This window comes from Nocardioides convexus, from assembly GCF_011090295.1.
The window spans coordinates 1,883,563-1,900,524 of the sequence record NZ_JAAMYA010000001.1; the positions used below are offsets into that span (position 1 = coordinate 1,883,563).

Here is a 16,962-nt window from a genome sequence, read left to right on the forward strand (position 1 = left end):
CTGGAGCGCACGCACCTGACCCCCGAGCACCGGCGGGCCAACGCGGTCACCGCGGAGTGGATGCGCGCGGCCGGCCTGGAGGTGGACCAGGACGCAGCCGGCAACGTCCGCGGCCGGCGCGAGGGCAGCACCCCCGGCCTGCCCGCGCTGCTGCTCGGCTCGCACCTCGACACCGTCCCGGACGCCGGCGCGTACGACGGCATGCTGGGCGTGCTCATGGCCGTCGCCGTCGCCGAGCGGCTGCGCGCGACCCCGCTCCCCTTCGCGCTGGAGGTGATCGGCTTCAGCGACGAGGAGGGCGCCCGCTTCGGCAAGGCACTGCTCGGAAGCCAGGCCGTCGCGGGCCACTGGGACGAGGCGTGGTGGGACCTGCGCGACCGCGACGACGTCAGCCTGCGGGAGGCGTTCGAGGCGTTCGGGCTCGACCCGCGCCGGGTCGGCGAGGCCGCCCGCCGACCGGAGGAGCCTGGTCGGCTACCTCGAGGCGCACATCGAGCAGGGCCCCTACCTGGAGGAGGCCGACGCCTCGCTCGGCTACGTCACCACCATCGCGGGCGCACGCCGGTTCCACCTGACGGTGACCGGCGAGGCGCGGCACGCCGGCGGGACGCCGTACGAGCGCCGGAGGGACGCGCTGCTCGGCGCCGCCGAGATGGTGGTGGCCGTCGAACGGCTCGCCCGCGCGGCCGGCACCATCGCCACCGTCGGCCGGATCGACGTGCAGCCGGGCGCGGTCAACGTGATCGCCGGGCGGGCCGAGCCTGAGCCTGGACCTGCGCGCGGCGAGCGATGCCGAGCGGGACCGCTCGTGGCAGGAGATCGAGCGGGCCCTGCTCGCCGTCTGCGAGACCCGCGGCCTGCACCTCGACGTCGTCGAGACGCACCGGGCCGCGGCCGCGCACTGCGCCGGGTGGCTCACCGACGCGGTGGTCGCGGGCATCCGCGCGACCGGTGACGACCAGCCACGCGGGCTGTGGAGCCGCGCCGGGCACGACGCGATGGCGATGGCCGAGATCACGGACGTCGCGATGCTCTTCGTGCGCTGCCACGACGGCATCAGCCACCACCCCGCGGAGTCGGTGCGCGAGATCGACGTCGCGCGCGGGCTGGACGCCTTCGAGCAGGCGGTCCTCGAGGTCGCGCGGCGCACGGCGGGGGCACCGGCATGAGGATCGACGAGCGGATCGCCACCCACCACGACGCGCTGACGCCGCAGGAGCGCCGGGCGGCGGCGACCCTGCTGGAGCACCTGGACGACCTGGCGACGTACCGTGCGGCGGAGCCTGGCGGACCTCGCCGGGGTCTCGCGGGCGACGATGAGCCGGCTGTTCCGCAGCCTGGGTTTCGAGGACTTCGACGAGGTGCGCGAGCACCTGCGCGGCCTGCGCGGCGCCGGTGAGCCCCGCCGCGTCGACGGGGCCCCGAACGTCGAGACGCTGGCCGGTGCCGAGCACGCGGCCATCCTGCGGGCGCTTGAGCACCCCCGCCTGCCGGAGGTCGCGGGCCTGCTCGCGCTCGCCCAGCGGGTGCTGGTGGTGGGCTGGCGCAACAGCCTACCCGGTCGCCCTGCACCTGCGCGGACAGACTCGCCCAGGCCCGCGACGACGTACGGATCGCGCCGGTGCCGGGCCAGACCACCGGTGAGGAGCCTGGTGGGCCTGGGCGCGGAGGACGTGATCGTGGTGGTCGCCTTCCGGCGCCGGCCCGCGCACCTCGGCGCCTTCCTGGACGCGGCCCGCGCGACCGGGGCGAGCGTCGTGCTCATCGGCGACCCGAGCGCCGTCGCCCACGCCTCGCGGGCGAGCGTGTGGGTCGAGTGCCCGTTGCAGCACACGCTCGCCTTCGACAGCCTACGCCGCACCGATGGCGATGGTCAGCCTGCTCGCCGACGGTGTGCTCGCCGCGAACCGCCGCCGCGGCCCGGCGCGGGTGCGCGCCATCACCGAGACCTACGAACGACTGGGAGAAGTCGAGTGAGCGACGACAGCACGTGGCTGGCCCGCGCCGTCGACCTGGCGAGCGCCAACGTGGCCGAGGGAGGTGGTCCCTTCGGGGCGGTGGTCGTGCGGGACGGCGTCCTGCTGGCCTCCGGCCAGAACCGGGTCACCCGCGACCTCGACCCCACCGCCCATGCCGAGGTGGTCGCGATCCGCGCCGCCTGCCTCCAGGTCGGGGACTTCAGCCTCGCCGGGTCCACGCTCTACACCTCCTGCGAGCCCTGCCCGCTGTGCCTGTCCTCGGCGCTGTGGGCACGTCTCGAGCGGGTCGTGTACGCCGCCGACCGCGAGGACGCCGCCCGCGGCGGATTCGACGACCGCGCGTTCTACGAGGCTCTTCGAGCGCCCCCCGCTCGGAGTGGTCGATGGCGATCGAGAACCTCCGCCTGGACTCCTCCGCGCAGCCCTTCGACACCTGGCTCGCGAACGAGGCCCGCACGGCCTACTGACCCGTCGAGTTGGGGGTTTCCACCGTCGAGTTGGGGGTTTCCACCGTCGAGTTGGGGGGTTTCCACCGTCGAGTTGGGGGGGTTTCCACCGTCGAGTTGCCCCAACTCACGGGCGGGAAGTCCCAACTCGCGGGTGGGAAGTCCCAACTCGCGGGTGGGAACCCCCAAGTCACGGGTGGGAAGTCCCAACTCGCGGGTGGGAACCCCCAAGTCACGGGTGGGAAGTGCCAAGTCGGGCGGGGGCAAGAAGCTCGACGGCCACCGACAGCGCGATCACGGCGGGCTGCTTGCCGGCCAGGCCGGTAACGGCGGGGTCGCCGATCGGCGTACGCACCCGGGCGATCTCCTGCGGCGCGTGGCCGAGGTCGGCGAGCCGGGCCCGGAAGCGGGTCCACTTGGCCGAGGAGCCGATCACCCCCACCGACCCCGGTACGTCGGAGCGGAGCAGCGCGTCGAGCAGGGCGAGGTCCTCGGCGTGGTCGTGGGTGAGCACCAGCGCCTGCACCCCGCGGGGCAGCGCGGCGATGGCCAGGCTCGGGGAGGACCGGCTCCCGGTGCACCCGTACGACGGCCGGGCCGCCCAGCAACGGCGTCAGCCGGTCGTCGCCGAGTTCGGTCGGCGCGCGAGTCGACGAGGTGGAGGTCGAGGTCGTGCCGGCTCAGCAGCAGGGCCAGGCTCGAAGCCGACGTGACCGAGACCGAAGATCGCGATGGCCGGTCGGACGGGCTGCGGTTCGTAGAGCAAGGTGACCTGGCCGCCGCAGCACTGGACGCCGTGCGCGGCGGGCGCCTTGTCGGAGAGGTCGTGCCGCTCGGTCACCGCCGCGGTGGCGCCCTCGCGCAGCAGGGCACGCGCGCGGCGTACCGCCGACTCCTCGAGGTTGCCGCCGCCGACGCTCCCCCAGACCTCGTCGGTGGCGACCACCAGCCTTGGCGCCGGCCTCACGCGGGGTGTGGCCGCGCGCCTCCGCGACGGTGACGAGCACCGCGGGGACGCGGGTCGCGCGCAGGTGCTGCAGGGCGTGCAGCCAGTCCATCAGCCTCGCGCCTCCTCGATCGCCCACCACACGGCCTCCGGGGTCGCGGGCGAGGGCAGGTCGACGGCGTGCCCGGCCGGGCCGAACGCCGCGACCGCCTCGCGGATCGCCTCGCGCACCGAGAACGCCAGCATCAGCGGTGGCTCGCCGACGGCCTTGGAGCCGTAGACGGCACCGTCCTCGGTCGCCTGCTCCAGCAGCGCGATCCGCATCGTGCCGGGCATCTCCGACAGGCTCGGGATCTTGTACGTCGACGCGGACTGGGTCGCGAGCCTCCCGCGACCCGCGCCGTCGGAGTCGTCCCAGCGCAGGTCCTCCAGGGTCAGCCAGCCCAGCCCCTGGACGAAGCCGCCCTCGATCTGCCCGACATCGATGAGCGGCGAGAGACTGTCGCCGACGTCGTGGACGATGTCGACGCGGGTGACGTCGTAGGCGCCGGTGAACCCGTCGACCTCGACCTCGGCGGCGGCGACGCCCCAGGCAAAGTACTTGAACGGGCTGCCGCGCATCGCGGCGGCGTCCCAGGTCAGCCCCTCGGTGCGGTAGAAGCCGGCGGCCCAGAGCCTGCACCCGGTCGAGGTACGCCGTCCGCACGACCTCCTCCCAGGTCGCTCCCGCGCCCAGCCGCTCCCGCACCGGCACCAGGCGCGCGAGGATCTGCTCGCAGGCGTCCTTGACCGCGGCGCCGTTGAGGTCGGCGCCGGAGTCGGCGGCGGTCGCGGAGGTGTTGGGCACCTTGTCCGTGCGGGTCGGCGCGAGCCGCACCCGTTCGATCGGCAGTCCCAACGCGGTGGCGGCGACCTGCAGCATCTTGGTGTGCAGCCCCTGCCCCATCTCGGTGCCGCCGTGGTTGACGAGCACGGATCCGTCCTTGTAGACGTGCACGAGCGCACCGGCCTGGTTGAAGGCGGTGAAGTTGAAGGAGATGCCGAACTTCACCGGCGTGATCGCCAGACCCCGCTTGCGGTGGGGGTCCTGGGCGTTGGCGGCCGCGATGTCGGCCGTGCGGGCAGCGAGCCTCGGAAGAGTCGAGCACCTGCTGCCACGCCCGGGCGAGCCGCTCGGCGTGCCGCACCGGCTGGCCGTACGGCGTGGTCTGGCCCTCGACGTAGAAGTTCCGACGGCGCAGGCTCGTCGGCCGGTAGCCCGAGCAGGGGGGCGCAGCGCCCGAGGAGGTCCTCGATCACCAGCATCCCCTGGGGACCGCCGAAGCCGCGGAAGGCGGTCTGCGAGGTCTTGTGGGTGCGCGCGATCCGACCCGCGACGGCGAGGTGCGGGATCCAGTACGCGTTGTCGACGTGGCACAGCGCGCGGGAGAGCACCGGCTCGGAGAGGTCGAGGCTCCAGCCGCCGTCGGAGGTGAGCGTGGCCTCGAGCGCCTGGATCCGGCCGTCGTCGTCGAAGCCGACCCTCCAGGCCGCGTGGAAGCCGTGCCTCTTGCCGGTCATCGTCATGTCCTGCTGGCGGGTGAGCCGAACCCGCACCGGTCGCCCGGTCAGCCGTGCGCCGAGGGCCGCGACGGCCGCGAAGCCGTGCGGCTGCATCTCCTTGCCACCGAAGCCCCCTCCCATCCGCAGGCACTGGACGGTGACCTGGTGGCTGTCCAGGCCCAGCACGTGGGCCACGATCTCCTGGGTCTCGGTGGGGTGCTGCGTGCTGCACTGGACGAACACCTGGCCGTCGTCCTCGACCAGGGCCAGCGAGGCGTGCGTCTCCAGGTAGAAGTGCTCCTGGCCCGCCATCTCGAGCCTGGCCCTCGAACACCCGGGTGGACGCGGCGAAGCCGTCGTCGACGGAGCCGCGCGCCAGCCAGGGCCGCGCGCCCTGGAAGCCTCTCCTGCGCGATCGCCTCGGCCAGGGTGAGCACCGACGGCAGGGGCTCCCAGCCTGACCGCCACGGCGGCGGCTCCGAGCCGGGCCGCCTCCAGGCTCTCCCCGAGCACCCACGCGACCGCGTGCCCGTGGAACATCGCCTCGTCGGGGAAGAGCGGCTCGTCGTGCTTGACCCCGGCATCGTTCACCCCGGGTACGTCGGCGGCGGTCAGCACCCGCACGACCCCCACGACGTCGTACGCCGGGGCGGGGTCGAGCGCGACGACCCGGGCGTGCGCGTGCGGGGCGACCACCGGGTGGGCGTGCAGCACGCCGGACGTGCGCAGGGCGACGTCGTCGGTGTAGAGCGCGCGTCCGGTGACGTGCAGCGCAGCAGCCTCGTGCGGCCGAGCCCGGCCGACGGCCGCACGCGGAGGACGACGGGCGAGCCCGCTCATCGCCCGGCCACCAGTCGGGGCAGGGCCTGGCCGAGCATCGCCCGCCGGTACGCCGCGCTGGCCCGGTGGTCGTCGATGGGCGTCCCCGTCGCGGCCAGCGCCTCGGCCGCGGGCGCGACGCCGGCGGCCGTCCAGGCCGCGCCGGTGAGCAGGTCCTCGGCCGCGGTCGCGCGCAGTGGCGTGGCCGCCACCCCGCCGAGCCCGATCGCGGCCCGGGTGACCACGCCGTCGCTCACCTCCAGCGCGAAGGCGAGCGCCACCGAGGAGATGTCGTCGAAGCGGCGCTTGGCGATCTTGTGGAAGGCCGTGGTGCCGGCCAGCGGCAGCGGCACCCGGACCCGGGCGATGAGCTCCCCGGGCTCACGCACGCTCTCGCGATAGCCGGTGAAGTAGTCCGCGAGCGCGACCTCCCGCTCCCCGGTGGAGGACACCAGCACCACGGAGGCGTCGAGCGCGAGCAGGGCGGGCGGCAGGTCGCCGATCGGCGAGCCGGTGCCGAGGTTGCCTCCGATGGTGGCGGCGTTGCGGATCAGTCGTGAGGCGAACTGCGGGAACACCGCGTCGAGCAGCGGGACGCGGCCGGCGAGGAGGCGTTCGGCCTCGCTCAGGCTCAGCGCCGCGCCGATCTCCACCACGCTCTCCCCGACGTGGAGCGCGCGCAGGCTCGGCGAGCCGGTCGACGGCGACCCGGAGGGCCGGGCGGGCGCCGCGCAGGTTGGCCTCGACGCCGAGGTCGGTCGATCCCGCGACCGCGACCGCACCGGGCTCGCCGAGCGCGGACAGCGCCTCGTCGAGGGAGGCCGGCCGGAGCCAGCGGTCGGCACGGCCGGGAACGACGCGGGGCGCCGGCGCCGTCGTACGGGCGGCGAGGGGGTCGTCGGCGGCGGGTGTCCCCAGCGCCTCGGCCGCCTCCAGGATCGGGCGGTAGCCCGTGCAGCGGCACAGGTTGCCCGACAGCGCGTGGTGGTCGAACGACGTGCGACCGGGCCGGTAGTACTCCGCGGCCATGCTGCACACGAAGCCCGGGGTGCAGAAGCCGCACTGCGAGCCGCCGCGCACGGCGAGCTCCTCCTGCACGGGGTGGAGCTCGCCGCCCGCCCCGATCCCCTCGGCGGTGACGACCTCCTGGCCGGCGAGAGCGGCAGCCGGGAGGAGGCAGGAGTTCAGGGCCGTCCACTCGGTGGCGGTGGCGGTCCCGGGGCGCGCGAGCAGCACGGCGCACGCACCGCACTCCCCCTCGGCACAGCCTTCCTTCGCGCCGGTCAGGCCGCTCGCGCGCAGCCAGTCCAGGGCGTTGTCCTCGGGCTGCGCGCCCGCGAGCGACCGTGCGGCGCCGTTGACGACGGCGGTCGGTTCGAGGTCCGGAGAGGTGCTCATCACCGCCACCGTAGGCCTGCCCACCAGCCCTCCGGGAGCGTCCGCGCGGAATTAACGAGGTGGAAACCGACCGACCCGTCCCTGAAACGCCGGTCTCATAGCGTCACCGCCCAGCAACCGCCGTTGCGTCTCGGAGCCACCGACATCCGCGCACCAGGAGACCCGATGACCCACGCCTCCCACCGACCTCGCCGCGTGCTGCGCCTCGCCGCGGCAGGCCTGGCCACCTCCGTCGGCCTGCTCGGCCTCGCCGCCTGCGGCAGCGACGACGCCGGGGACGAGGGCGGCAGCGGCCACGGCACGATCAGCGTCCAGTACTCCTGGATCAAGAACGAAGAGTTCGCGGGCGAGTTCTACGCCGAGGACAAGGGCTACTACGACGACGCCGGCTTCACCAAGGTCAACGGCATCTCGGGTCCCGACACCGGTGTGGCCAAGCCTGCTCAGCGGCTCGGTCCAGGTCGCGCTCAGCGACGCGGCCTCGATCGGCGCAGCCATCGCGAACGAGAAGGCGCCGCTGAAGATCATCGGGGCGACCTTCCAGAAGAACCCCTTCACCATCCTGTCCCTCAAGGACGGCGCGAACATCACCAAGCCCGAGGACCTCAAGGGCAAGAAGATCGGCGTCCAGGACTCCAACGCCAGCGTCTTCGAGGCCATCCTCAACGCCAACGGCATCTCCAAGGACGACGTCGAGGTGGTCCCGGTCGACTTCGACCCCACCCCGTTGATGGAGGGCAAGGTCGACGGCTTCATGGCCTACCTGACCAACGAGGCGATCACCGTCGAGCCTGGCCGGGCACGCTGTCACCAACCTGCCGTACGCCGACAACGGCGTGCCCTACGTCGCCGAGACCTTCAGCGTCACCGACCAGTACCTGGCCGAGAACAAGGAGCCTCCTCAAGGACTTCCTCATCGCCGAGATCAAGGGCTGGACCGACGTCTTCAAGAACAGCGCGGACGACACCGTCTCCCTGATCACGAAGTTCTACAACAAGGCGGCGTCCGACAACAGCGACGGGCTCGAGGCGACCTTCGGCGCACTCGACCCCAAGAAGACCGGGCTGGGCCTGGAGGCGGAGAAGAAGCTCATCTCCACCCCCGACACCCAGACCAACGGGCTCTTCACGATCACCGACGAGCTCAAGCAGCAGACCGTGGCCTCGCTGAAGGCGGCCGGCTGGGAGGTGAGCGCCGACGACCTGTTCGACACCAGCATCATCGACGGGATCTACGAGGAGCAGCCGGAGGCTCAAGGACTACCTCCCCTGACGATGAGCACCGGCATCCAGGTCACCGGGCTGACCAAGACCTTCTCGGCGGGTCGCGGTCGCTCGGTGACCGCCCTCGAGGACGCGGACCTGCACAGCGCGCAGGGCTCGTTCCTGGCACTGCTCGGCCCCTCGGGGTGCGGCAAGTCGACCATCCTGCGGATCCTCGCCGACCTGGAGCACCCCTCCTCCGGCACCGCGCTGGTCGACGGCCGCACCCCGGCGGAGCCTGCGCCGAGCCAGTGAGCCTGGGCATCGCCTTCCAGGACCACGCCCTGCTGCCGTGGCGCAGCGTCACCAAGAACATCCGGCTGCCCTTCGAGGTCGCGGGCCGGCCCGTCGACAAGGAGTACGTCGAGGGTCGATCGCCCTCGTCGGCCTGCGCGGCTTCGAGGACAGCAAGCCGGCCCAGGCTCTCGGGCGGCATGCGGCAACGCGTCTCGATCGCCCGCGCGCTGGCCCCTCAAGCCGTCGGTGCTGCTGCTCGACGAGCCCTTCGGCGCCCTCGACGACATGACCCGGCAGAACCTCAACCTGGAGTCTGCTGCGGATCTGGACCGAGAAGCCCGCCACGACGCTGCTCGTCACCCACGGCATCTCGGAGGCGATCTTCCTGTCCGACCAGGTGGCGGTGATGTCACCGCGACCGGGACGGATCAAGGCGGTCATCGACGTGGACCTGCCCCGCCCCCGCACGCCGGACCTGATGCGCACCCCGGAGTTCCACGCCCTCGTCGACCAGGCCTCGGAGCCTGCTCTTCGGCGCCGACGGCCGCGTGGACGCCGAGTCGTGACGCCCCGCCGCCGCGTGCCGGGCTGGCTGGCGGCCCTGATCGGCACCGTGGTCCTGGTGCTGGCCTGGTGGCTGTTCTCGGTGCTCGCCTTCCGTCCCGACGCGGGCACGACGTACGACCCGGTGCCCTCACCGCTGGCCGTGGCCCGCCAGATCGCCGACGACGGGTTCTCGGCGTACTGGGACTTCTTCTCTGTGACCATCCACGAGGCCGCGGTCGGCTTCCTGTGGGGCAACGGGCTGGCGCTGCTGCTCGCTGCCACCGTGCTGCTCGTGCCACGGCTCGAGCCCGTGGTGGTGCAGGTCGCCGTGGTGACCTACTGCCTGCCGCTCGTCGCCGTCGGCGGGATCTCGATCGTCGCTCTCGGCGGCGCGACCGAGCCCGGCGACCCCTCGGCCACCGCGATCTTCCTGGCCGCGCTCTCGGTCTTCTTCACCACCGTGGTCGGCGCGCTGCTCGGCTTCAAGGCCGCGGACAAGGCCAGTCTCGACGTGGTCCGGGTCTTCGGCGGCGGCCGGGTCCGCCAGGCTCTTCACCGTGCGCCTGGTGGCCGCCCTGCCGGCGATCCTCAACGCCCTCCAGGTCGCGGTGCCGACGTCGCTGCTGGGGGCGGTGCTGGGCGAGTACATGGGCGCCACCGACCGCAGCGTCGGGATCACCCTGATCCGGCTGCAGGGCCAGGCTCGACTCGGTGCGGGTGTGGGCGGTGTTCCTGCTGTGCGCGCTGGTGGCCCTGGCCGGGTACGCCGTGTTCGGCCTGCTCGCCCGCCTGGTCACCCCCTGGGTGTCGGGACGAGGCACCGCATGAGCCGCGCGATCGGGCGCTCGCTGCTCAACGCCCTGGTCACCGTGCTGGTGGTGCTCGGCCTCTGGCAGGCCGTGGTGAGCCTGGCCGGCGTCTCGCCGTACGTCGCCAAGGGACCCGCGGACGTGTTCGGCTTCCTCTTCGTCGACGAGGCCGGCGCGCCGGCGGGCCGACTCGCCGCGGACCACCGCGCGGCGCTGCGCCCGCTGACGGTGCAGACCCTGCAGGACGCCGGACTGGGGTTCGCCGTGGGCATGGCGATCGCCGTGCTGCTGGCCCTGGCGTTCTCGCTGTCCAAGACGGTCGAGGCCGGGGTGCTCCCCCCTGGCGCTGCTCCTGCGCAGCGTGCCCCTGGTCTCGATCTCCCCCGTGATCATCCTGATCACCGGGCGCGGCACCACCGCCTCGGTGGCCGTGATCGGGAGCATCGTGGTGCTCTTCCCCGCGCTGGCGTCGGCGTTGTTCGGGCTGGGCCGAGCCAGCCGCGAGAGCCTCGACCTGGTCCGCGTCTACGGCGGCGGGAGCGCGATGGCGCTGCGCAAGGTCGCCGTCCCCGGCGCCCTGCCGTCGCTGTTCGCCGCGGCGCGGGTGTCCGTCCCCGGCGCGGTCACCGGCGCGCTGCTCGCCGAGTGGCTCTCGACCGGCAAGGGCATCGGCGGGTCGATCCAGAAGTTCAGCGCGGCCGCGCGCTTCGACGACCTCTGGGCATCGGTCGCGATCATCACCGCGATCACGCTGCTGCTCTACAACCTCGTGCAGCTGCTGGAGAACGTCGTGCTGGCCCGGATGGGGATGACCCAGCAGCAGACCTGAGCGGGCGGCCGGCCGTGCTCAGTGCGTGTTGCCGGCGGTCACCAGGGTGAGGCCGAGGCCGACCATCATCACCCCGCCGGCCGCGCCGAGGCCGTCGAGGCGCTGCGGCTTGCGGGCGAACCAGTCCCGCGCCCGTCCGGCGACCAGCGCCCAGCACGTGTCCGAGCACACGGCCATGACGCCGAAGAGCACGCCGAGGAGCAGCAGGCTGCGGTGCGGCGGCAGCGCCGTCGTCGATGAACTGCGGCAGGAAGGCGACGAAGAAGACGATCGTCTTCGGGTTGGTCGTGCCGACCAGGAGGCCGGTCCGGACCGACGTCAGGCCGCTGCGCGCCGGAGCATCGTCGCCCGCACCCGAGGCGGTCAGCGCCGCACGGGCGTCACTGCGGTGCCGGATCGCCTGGACGCCGAGATAGGCGACGTAGGCCGCGCCGGCGATCTTGAGCACGGTGAACGCGGTCGTCGAGGCGGCCACGACCGCGCCGAGGCCGACGGCCACGAGCGCGACCTGGGCGACCAGTCCGAGGCCGTTGCCCACGACGGACAGCAGCGCGTCGCGGCGCCCGACGGTCAGCGCACGGCCGATCGTGAACAGCAGGCTCGGCCCCGGCACCTGGATGAACAGGAACGAGGCGATCGCGAAGGCGGCGAGCCTGGCTGGTCGACGGCATGAGGGCATTGTGCGCCAGCGGGAGCCCGATGGCGAGCGGGTTCGAGGCGCCGTCAGAGGCCGATGACGGCGCCCGTGGCCTCCGTGACGTGGGCGACGAGACGTCGTACGGCATCCGGGGAGGGCGCCCGCTGCCCGGGAAGCACCACCGGCCGCTGCGCCCGGTCGTGCCAGAAGTGCGGCGGCCGCGACGTGGGCCGGGTGGCGACGAGCCAGACGGCGGTGTCGGCACCGTCGTCGTCGCGGCGCAGGAGCGGCCGGGTCAGCCGCTCGAAGCGGGGCAGGTGCTCCTGGACGCCGGGCGTCGCCACCCAGCCCGGGTGCATGCTCACGACGAGCGCGCGGCCCGTGCTGTCCCGACGGGCCCACTCCTCGGCGAGCACCACCTGCATCCGCTTGGTCCGCGCGTAGGCGCGCACGCCGTCGTAGCTGCCGCGGCGGTACTCGATGTCGTCGGCGTCGTCCGCGTGCAGCCGCGCGCCGTACATGCCGCCCGAGACTCATCCACACCAGGCTCGGGGCCGGGGACGCCCGCAGCCCGTCACCGAGCAGGGCGGTCATCAGGTGCGGCCCGAGGACGTGCACGGCCAGCGTCAGGCTCGTGCCCCTGCGGGCTGGTCTCGCGCCGCTCGCCCGTCATCGTGCCCGCGTTGTGCAGGATCGCGTCGAGCCGGTCGACGCGAGCGGTGAAGTCGTCCGCCCAGCGCCGTACGGCGTCGAGGTCGCCGACGTCGCAGGTCTCACCGACCACCTCCGCGCCGGGGACCAGCGAACGCGCCTCGTCGACCGTCGCGGAGACCTTGGCCGCGTTGCGGCCGAGCACGTGGACCGCGGCGCCCAGGCGCAGGTAGCCCACCACCGCCGCCTTCCCGATGCCCGAGGTGGCGCCCGTGACCAGCACCCGCCGGCCCGCGAGCGCGTCCGGCGCGGGGTCGTCGGGCCACCACCGGGCACGCAGCCCGCTGCCGAGCCGGGTGTAGCCCAGCACGACCGTGCGGTCCATCGATGCGTCCACGACGTGCGCGAGTGCCGACCCGATTCCCATGAACGCGACCCTAGAGCGCTTCAGCAAGCCCGGATGCCTGCCGATGGGGCGAGCATGGAGGAGCCCCACCCCTGCCCGCCCTGGTGCGTGACCACCGCCGCCGAGCACGAGTACGACGACGCGGGCGCCTGGCTGCACGAGGGCCCCACCTTCGGCCTGCTCCGCACCTGGTGCCTGGACGGCCCGGTCCCGGTGTTCAGCGCCACCCTCGTCGAGGCCCTGTCCGAGGCGGGCGAGACTCGGCGCGGAGGACCTGCGCCGGCTGGCGACCGACGCCCTCGACGCCGCCATGTGGATGGACCGCCAGGGCCGGCTCGGCATCGCCGACGACCGCTCCGTGGTGGACCTGGTCCGCGCGGCGCACGCCCGCTCGGCCTCCTGAGCAGGGTCAGGCCGAGGCCTGCTCGCCCCCGAACCCGATCTCGTTGCCGTCCGGGTCGCGATAGGTCACCTTGCGCACCCCGTTGCCGTAGGTCTCGTCGCCGGCCGGCTCGATCCCCCGGTCCGCGATCGCCTCCACCCACCGGTCGAGGTCGTCGACGAAGAGGGTGTGCCGCGCGTGCCCGGCGTGCTCCGGCAGCACCTCGGTGAACACGTAGCGGTGCTCGGCCAGGCTCCCAGACCGCCTCGATCTCGTTCGGCAGGAAGGACGGCGGCTCACCGAGCAGCCGCTCGTACCAGGCCAGCGCCCGGTCGTGGTCGGTCACCGGGATCCCGGCGAAGAGACTCGAGCATGGCTCCGACGATAGGTGACGACAGGTTCAGCCGATCCGTTCGGCGAGGGTCGCCAGGCCCGGCCCGGTCAGACCGGCCACGGCGGCCGGGCGCCCGCAGGAGGCCAGCAGGAGCTCCAGCGCCGGTCCGGACACCTCCGGCCCGGTGCCGTGGACGAGGTCCGCGTCGGTCGCCCGCAGGCTCAACCCCTCGAACCACGCCTTCGCGCCGCCCATCGCGGGCGACGTGCGCGCCTGCCACCGGAAGGCGGCGACCACCGCGTCGGTGTCGTAGTCGCGGACCAGGCCCAACGGGCGTCGTACGTCCTCGCCGTGGACGATCGCCTCGACCAGCCGGGTGTCCAGCGGCGCGGGCGGGGTGAGCCGCAGGCTCGACGGCGGCGCGCAGGCCGTCGAGGGTCCCAGCGGGGGTGGCCCCGCGGAAGCGCTCCATCCCACGCTGGTTCTGCCGGTCGAAGTCGAAGCGGTGGCGCACCATCTCTGCCACGAAGCGCAGCCGCGAGGTGCGTGCCGTGTCGACGACGTGCGCGACGACGTCCTCGACCGTCCAGCCCGCGCAGAGGGAGGGTGTGCGCCACTGCTCCTCGCTCAACAGGGCGAGGTCGTCGGCCAGCGCTCGGCGCTCGGCATGCACGAAGGGCCACACGTCGCTCATGCGCCGTTCCTACCGGGTGCCACCGACAGCGGGCCGCATCCGGCGCAGCGCGCCGGCCGCGCGTCGTACGTCGTCGGTGAGGGCAGCGAGGACCGGGCTGTCGAGGCGCCACCGCTGCCAGTGGAGCGGTACGTCGACCGAGCGGGACCCGGGCAGCCGCACCAGCGCGCCCGCGGCCAGGTCCGGCTCCAGGCTGGGGATCGAGGATCATCCCCCAGCCGAGGCCGCGTCGTACCGCCTCGTGGAAGTCGGCGGTGCTCGGCACCCGGTGCACGACGGGCGGACGCGTGGCACCGTGCGCGGCGAGCACCCGGTCCTGCAGGTGGTCCTTCTCGTTGAACACCACCATCGGTGCGCTGCTCCACGCCAGGCCGCGCCCCCGGCGGTGTGCCTCGACGAAGGCCGGCGCGGCGGCCGGTGTGTAGCGGATGCTGCCCAGCGGCTCGACCACGCAGCCCTGCACCGGCAGCGGCTCGCTGGTGGTCGCGGCCAGGACGTCGCCCCGGCGGAGCAGGTCGTGCGCGTAGGCCTGGTCCTCGACGTGCAGCCGCAGTGCCGTGCCGCCGCGGCCGGCGACCGCGTCCAGCACCGGCCGGAACCAGGTGGCCAGCGAGTCGGCGTTGACCGCGACCGCCGGCTCGGCCACCTCCGGCTCGCCGAGCGAGGCGACGGCCTCGGCGGCGAGCAGCCGCAGCCTGCCGGGCCAGCCGCAGCAGCGGCTCCCCGGCACTGGTGACCGTCGCGGGCGTCGTACGGCGCACGAGCACCTGGCCCGCCGCCTGCTCCAGCGCCCGCACCCGTTGGCTGACGGCACTCGGCGTGAGGTGCAGCCGTCGCGCGGCCGCGTCGAAGGTGCCCTCCTCGGTGATGGCGAGCAGGGTCTCCAGGTGACTCGGGTCGAAGCGCACCCATCGAGTTAAGCATTGGTTCATGTTCTGTAGGAACATTCGCTGTTCTGCATCTGATGCCGGCTCTAGCGTGGACACGTGATCGCCCCGGCCGCGGCGGGCCTGCTGACCCTGCTGTCCCTCATCGTCGCCATCGGCGCGCAGAACGCGCTGGTCCTGCGCCAGGGTCTGCTGCGCTCCCACGTCGGCCCGGTGGTGGCGGTGTGCGCCGTGTCCGACGCGGTCCTCATCTCCGCGGGCATCGCCGGCGTCGGCACGCTGGTCGACCGCGCCGAGTGGATGATCGAGGTGGTGCGGTGGCTGGGCGTCGCGTTCCTGCTCGGGTACGCCGCCAGCCTCGCTCCGCCGCGCGCTGCGCCCCGAGGCCCTGGACCCCGGCAACGCCGTCGCCGAGTCCCGCCGCCTCGTGGTGGGCCGCACGATCGCGTTGACCTGGCTGAACCCGCACGTCTACCTCGACACCCTGCTCCTCGGCTCGATCGCGGCGGCCCACGACGGTGGCGCGGTCGCCGGGCGCTGGTGGTTCGGCGTGGGCGCCGCGCTCGGCAGCGTGCTGTGGTTCACCAGCCTCGGCTTCGGCGCCCGGGTGCTCGCTCCCCTGCTGGCCCGGCCCCGGGCCTGGCAGGTGGTGGAGGTCGCCATCGCCGTGACGATGGTCCTCGTCGCCGCCAAGGCTCGCCCTCGGGTGAGCCTACGACGAGATCAGCGCCGTGCGCACCGAGATGCCCAGGCTCCCGGGTGCGCACCGTCGTGATCCGCCGACCGGGCTGCACCGCGTCCTTGACCGGCGTCGTGTGCTCGCCCAGCAGGGCCGCGGCCGCGTCGATGTCGGCGACCGCGTGGGTCAGCCCCCAGATGCTCGACGGCCCGTCGCCGGTCGCGTCCGGCGAGCCGACGACCTCGAGGATCACCTCGCCGAGGCGGAAGAACACCTGGCGCACCGGTGACTCGCCCAGGGCCCCGTCCCGCTCCCGTCGTACGTCGAGGCCGATCGCCTCGAGCGCCGCGACGGTCCTCGCGACGTGCGGGCTGAGCAGGACGACGTGGTCGATGTGCGTGACGCCGTTCGGGTGGCTCGCCGGCTCATCCGGCTGCTCGGCGGTGACGGTGGTGGGGACGCCGTCGAGGTCGGTCGTACCGTCCGGGAGGTCGCGGAGGCTCCACCCCACCACGCCCGTGCCCTCGGTCCCCAGCCGGATCCGCACCGTCCCGACCCGACAGCCGCCGTCGTCGTCCACCGCGAACCCCGCCGCCCGCCACGCGTCCGGCGGATCGGCGACGTGGATCTCGGCGATGGTCACGGGCACGCGGCGACCCTACGCTGTGCCGGTGGTCACCGACATCGACGGCGTGCTCGCCCACTTCAGCGCGGACGGCTACCCCGTCTCCTCGGTCGTGCACGCCCGGTGCTCCTGCGGCGGGACGGCCTTTCGGCTCCGGGTCGACGACGAGGAGGGCTGCGCCGAGCGCACCTGTGTGGCCTGCGGCTCGGTCGTGCTGATGCTCGACTCGGCCGAGTACGCCGACGAGGCCGACCTCGTGCCGGCCGAGTGCCCGTGCGGCGGCGACATCTTCGAGGTCGCCGTCGGCTTCGCCGACCACGCCGACGGCGAGGTGTGCTGGGTCTACCTCGGGCTGCGCTGCACCACCGACGGGAACCTCGGCTGCTACGCCGACTGGAAGATCGACTACCTGCCCACCGCACACCTGCGCACCGCGGTCTGAGCGCGGTCCCGCGGCAGGTACTGGATCACCCGACGCGGCCCTGTCGCTCGGTGCCGGTGTCGAAGAAGTCTGTCGAGGTAGTCGCCCGGCTCCAGCGCACTGCCCCGCACAGCGAGAACACCTCGGCGCCGTCGCCGGGACGTCGAACAGACTCGAAGGACTGGTGGAGACCCAGCGCGGTGCAGTCGTCGAGGTACCCGGCGTACTCGGCGGCCTCGACCTCGCCGCGCGCGATCCCCGCGTCGGCGTCGGGTGCGGCGAAGAGGCGCACCCGCTCCTCGTAGACGCGGTGCTCGCCCTCGCGAGAGGCGTCGTGGACGAAGATGCTGCGCACCGCGAACCAAGCCATGCGTGCATCACGGCAGCCGTTCGAGGACCCGATCCAGCGTCAGCACCTGCACCCCACCCAGC

Annotated in this window: 21 protein-coding genes and 5 pseudogenes; 13 read left to right on the plus strand and 13 right to left on the minus strand. The window is 73.6% G+C overall.

Annotated features, from left to right (window positions below):
- Positions 1 to 60: 60 nt before the first annotated feature.
- The 6 genes and pseudogenes from G5V59_RS14030 to G5V59_RS14055 form a co-directional block, all read left to right on the plus strand.
- Positions 61 to 765 carry a M20/M25/M40 family metallo-hydrolase gene (locus G5V59_RS14030; RefSeq protein WP_278256871.1) on the plus strand — a complete coding sequence of 235 codons (705 nt, stop codon included), beginning with the start codon at positions 61 to 63 and terminating at the stop codon, positions 763 to 765.
- Positions 719 to 955: a hypothetical protein gene (locus G5V59_RS14035; protein WP_278256872.1), complete on the plus strand. Its 237-nt coding sequence runs from the start codon at positions 719 to 721 to the stop codon at positions 953 to 955. The genes G5V59_RS14030 and G5V59_RS14035 overlap by 47 nt, the downstream gene beginning before the upstream one ends.
- Entirely contained in the window at positions 927 to 1,169 is a 243-nt protein-coding gene (locus tag G5V59_RS14040) for a M20/M25/M40 family metallo-hydrolase (protein WP_278256873.1), read from the plus strand. The genes G5V59_RS14035 and G5V59_RS14040 overlap by 29 nt, the downstream gene beginning before the upstream one ends.
- Entirely contained in the window at positions 1,166 to 1,399 is a 234-nt protein-coding gene (locus G5V59_RS14045) for a hypothetical protein (RefSeq protein ID WP_278256874.1), read from the plus strand. The genes G5V59_RS14040 and G5V59_RS14045 overlap by 4 nt, the downstream gene beginning before the upstream one ends.
- Before the next feature lie 74 nt (positions 1,400 to 1,473).
- Entirely contained in the window at positions 1,474 to 1,644 is a 171-nt protein-coding gene (locus G5V59_RS14050; RefSeq protein WP_278256875.1) for a hypothetical protein, read from the plus strand.
- Between the two features lie 383 nt (positions 1,645 to 2,027).
- Positions 2,028 to 2,234: pseudogene (locus G5V59_RS14055) on the plus strand (nucleoside deaminase); the annotation flags it as partial.
- Between the two features lie 423 nt (positions 2,235 to 2,657).
- Here G5V59_RS14055 and G5V59_RS14060 read toward each other — a convergent pair.
- Entirely contained in the window at positions 2,658 to 2,939 is a 282-nt protein-coding gene (locus G5V59_RS14060; protein WP_278256876.1) for an XdhC family protein, read from the minus strand.
- Here G5V59_RS14060 and G5V59_RS14065 point away from each other — a divergent pair.
- A complete protein-coding gene (locus G5V59_RS14065; RefSeq protein WP_278256877.1) occupies positions 2,932 to 3,138 on the plus strand; it encodes a hypothetical protein in 207 nt (68 codons plus the stop codon). The genes G5V59_RS14060 and G5V59_RS14065 overlap by 8 nt on opposite strands.
- Before the next feature lie 344 nt (positions 3,139 to 3,482).
- Here G5V59_RS14065 and G5V59_RS14070 read toward each other — a convergent pair whose 3' ends face one another.
- The 6 genes and pseudogenes from G5V59_RS14070 to G5V59_RS36675 all read right to left on the minus strand — a co-directional run.
- Complete coding sequence (locus G5V59_RS14070) at positions 3,483 to 4,013, minus strand: molybdopterin cofactor-binding domain-containing protein (protein WP_278259846.1); 531 nt, start codon at positions 4,011 to 4,013, stop codon at positions 3,483 to 3,485.
- Between the two features lie 91 nt (positions 4,014 to 4,104).
- Positions 4,105 to 4,479 (minus strand): annotated as a pseudogene (locus G5V59_RS14075) (molybdopterin cofactor-binding domain-containing protein); the annotation flags it as partial.
- Positions 4,419 to 5,753 (minus strand): molybdopterin cofactor-binding domain-containing protein, encoded by a 1,335-nt coding sequence (locus G5V59_RS14085; RefSeq protein ID WP_341350940.1) that lies wholly within the window; start codon positions 5,751 to 5,753, stop codon positions 4,419 to 4,421. The pseudogene G5V59_RS14075 and the gene G5V59_RS14085, both read right to left, overlap by 61 nt.
- Positions 5,750 to 6,121 carry a hypothetical protein gene (locus tag G5V59_RS14090; protein ID WP_278259847.1) on the minus strand — a complete coding sequence of 124 codons (372 nt, stop codon included), beginning with the start codon at positions 6,119 to 6,121 and terminating at the stop codon, positions 5,750 to 5,752. Before G5V59_RS14090 ends, G5V59_RS14085 begins: the two co-directional genes overlap by 4 nt.
- Positions 6,122 to 6,136: 15 nt before the next feature.
- Positions 6,137 to 6,577, minus strand: a pseudogene (locus tag G5V59_RS36670) (FAD binding domain-containing protein); the annotation flags it as partial.
- 139 nt (positions 6,578 to 6,716) lie between these two features.
- Positions 6,717 to 7,130, minus strand: a pseudogene (locus G5V59_RS36675) (2Fe-2S iron-sulfur cluster-binding protein); the annotation flags it as partial.
- A 165-nt stretch (positions 7,131 to 7,295) separates the two neighbouring features.
- On the opposite strand from G5V59_RS36675, the gene G5V59_RS14105 reads away from it, so the two are divergent.
- Genes G5V59_RS14105 through G5V59_RS14120 form a run of 4 tightly spaced genes read left to right on the plus strand, consistent with a single transcriptional unit; the run spans position 7,296 to position 10,814 of the window.
- Entirely contained in the window at positions 7,296 to 8,648 is a 1,353-nt protein-coding gene (locus G5V59_RS14105; RefSeq protein WP_278256878.1) for an ATP-binding cassette domain-containing protein, read from the plus strand.
- Entirely contained in the window at positions 8,645 to 9,037 is a 393-nt protein-coding gene (locus G5V59_RS14110; RefSeq protein ID WP_278256879.1) for a hypothetical protein, read from the plus strand. Before G5V59_RS14105 ends, G5V59_RS14110 begins: the two co-directional genes overlap by 4 nt.
- Positions 9,037 to 10,374, plus strand: a complete 1,338-nt coding sequence (locus G5V59_RS14115) for a hypothetical protein (RefSeq protein ID WP_278256880.1) — start codon at positions 9,037 to 9,039, stop codon at positions 10,372 to 10,374. Before G5V59_RS14110 ends, G5V59_RS14115 begins: the two co-directional genes overlap by 1 nt.
- Positions 10,347 to 10,814: an ABC transporter permease subunit gene (locus G5V59_RS14120; RefSeq protein WP_278256881.1), complete on the plus strand. Its 468-nt coding sequence runs from the start codon at positions 10,347 to 10,349 to the stop codon at positions 10,812 to 10,814. The genes G5V59_RS14115 and G5V59_RS14120 overlap by 28 nt, the downstream gene beginning before the upstream one ends.
- On the opposite strand, the gene G5V59_RS14125 is transcribed toward G5V59_RS14120, so the two are convergent.
- The 5 genes from G5V59_RS14125 to G5V59_RS14145 form a co-directional block, all read right to left on the minus strand.
- On the minus strand, positions 10,732 to 12,069 hold the full coding sequence (locus G5V59_RS14125; RefSeq protein WP_278256882.1) for a LysE family translocator: 1,338 nt from the start codon (positions 12,067 to 12,069) through the stop codon (positions 10,732 to 10,734). The genes G5V59_RS14120 and G5V59_RS14125 overlap by 83 nt on opposite strands.
- Positions 12,026 to 12,487: an SDR family NAD(P)-dependent oxidoreductase gene (locus tag G5V59_RS14130; RefSeq protein WP_278256883.1), complete on the minus strand. Its 462-nt coding sequence runs from the start codon at positions 12,485 to 12,487 to the stop codon at positions 12,026 to 12,028. Before G5V59_RS14130 ends, G5V59_RS14125 begins: the two co-directional genes overlap by 44 nt.
- Positions 12,488 to 12,917: 430 nt before the next feature.
- On the minus strand, positions 12,918 to 13,190 hold the full coding sequence (locus G5V59_RS14135) for a VOC family protein (protein ID WP_278256884.1): 273 nt from the start codon (positions 13,188 to 13,190) through the stop codon (positions 12,918 to 12,920).
- A complete protein-coding gene (locus G5V59_RS14140) occupies positions 13,187 to 13,918 on the minus strand; it encodes a maleylpyruvate isomerase family mycothiol-dependent enzyme (protein ID WP_278256885.1) in 732 nt (243 codons plus the stop codon). Before G5V59_RS14140 ends, G5V59_RS14135 begins: the two co-directional genes overlap by 4 nt.
- A complete protein-coding gene (locus G5V59_RS14145; protein ID WP_278256886.1) occupies positions 13,915 to 14,826 on the minus strand; it encodes a LysR family transcriptional regulator in 912 nt (303 codons plus the stop codon). The genes G5V59_RS14140 and G5V59_RS14145 overlap by 4 nt, the downstream gene beginning before the upstream one ends.
- Before the next feature lie 78 nt (positions 14,827 to 14,904).
- Here G5V59_RS14145 and G5V59_RS36680 point away from each other — a divergent pair.
- Positions 14,905 to 15,102 (plus strand): annotated as a pseudogene (locus tag G5V59_RS36680) (LysE family transporter); the annotation flags it as partial.
- Positions 15,103 to 15,193: 91 nt separating this feature from the next.
- The gene (locus G5V59_RS36685) at positions 15,194 to 15,580 is read left to right on the plus strand and encodes a LysE family transporter (RefSeq protein ID WP_341351209.1); all 387 of its coding nucleotides are present in this window, start codon (positions 15,194 to 15,196) and stop codon (positions 15,578 to 15,580) included.
- A gap of 996 nt (positions 15,581 to 16,576) precedes the next feature.
- Here G5V59_RS36685 and G5V59_RS14160 read toward each other — a convergent pair.
- Positions 16,577 to 16,885: a hypothetical protein gene (locus tag G5V59_RS14160; RefSeq protein ID WP_278256888.1), complete on the minus strand. Its 309-nt coding sequence runs from the start codon at positions 16,883 to 16,885 to the stop codon at positions 16,577 to 16,579.
- Positions 16,886 to 16,962: the final 77 nt, after the last annotated feature.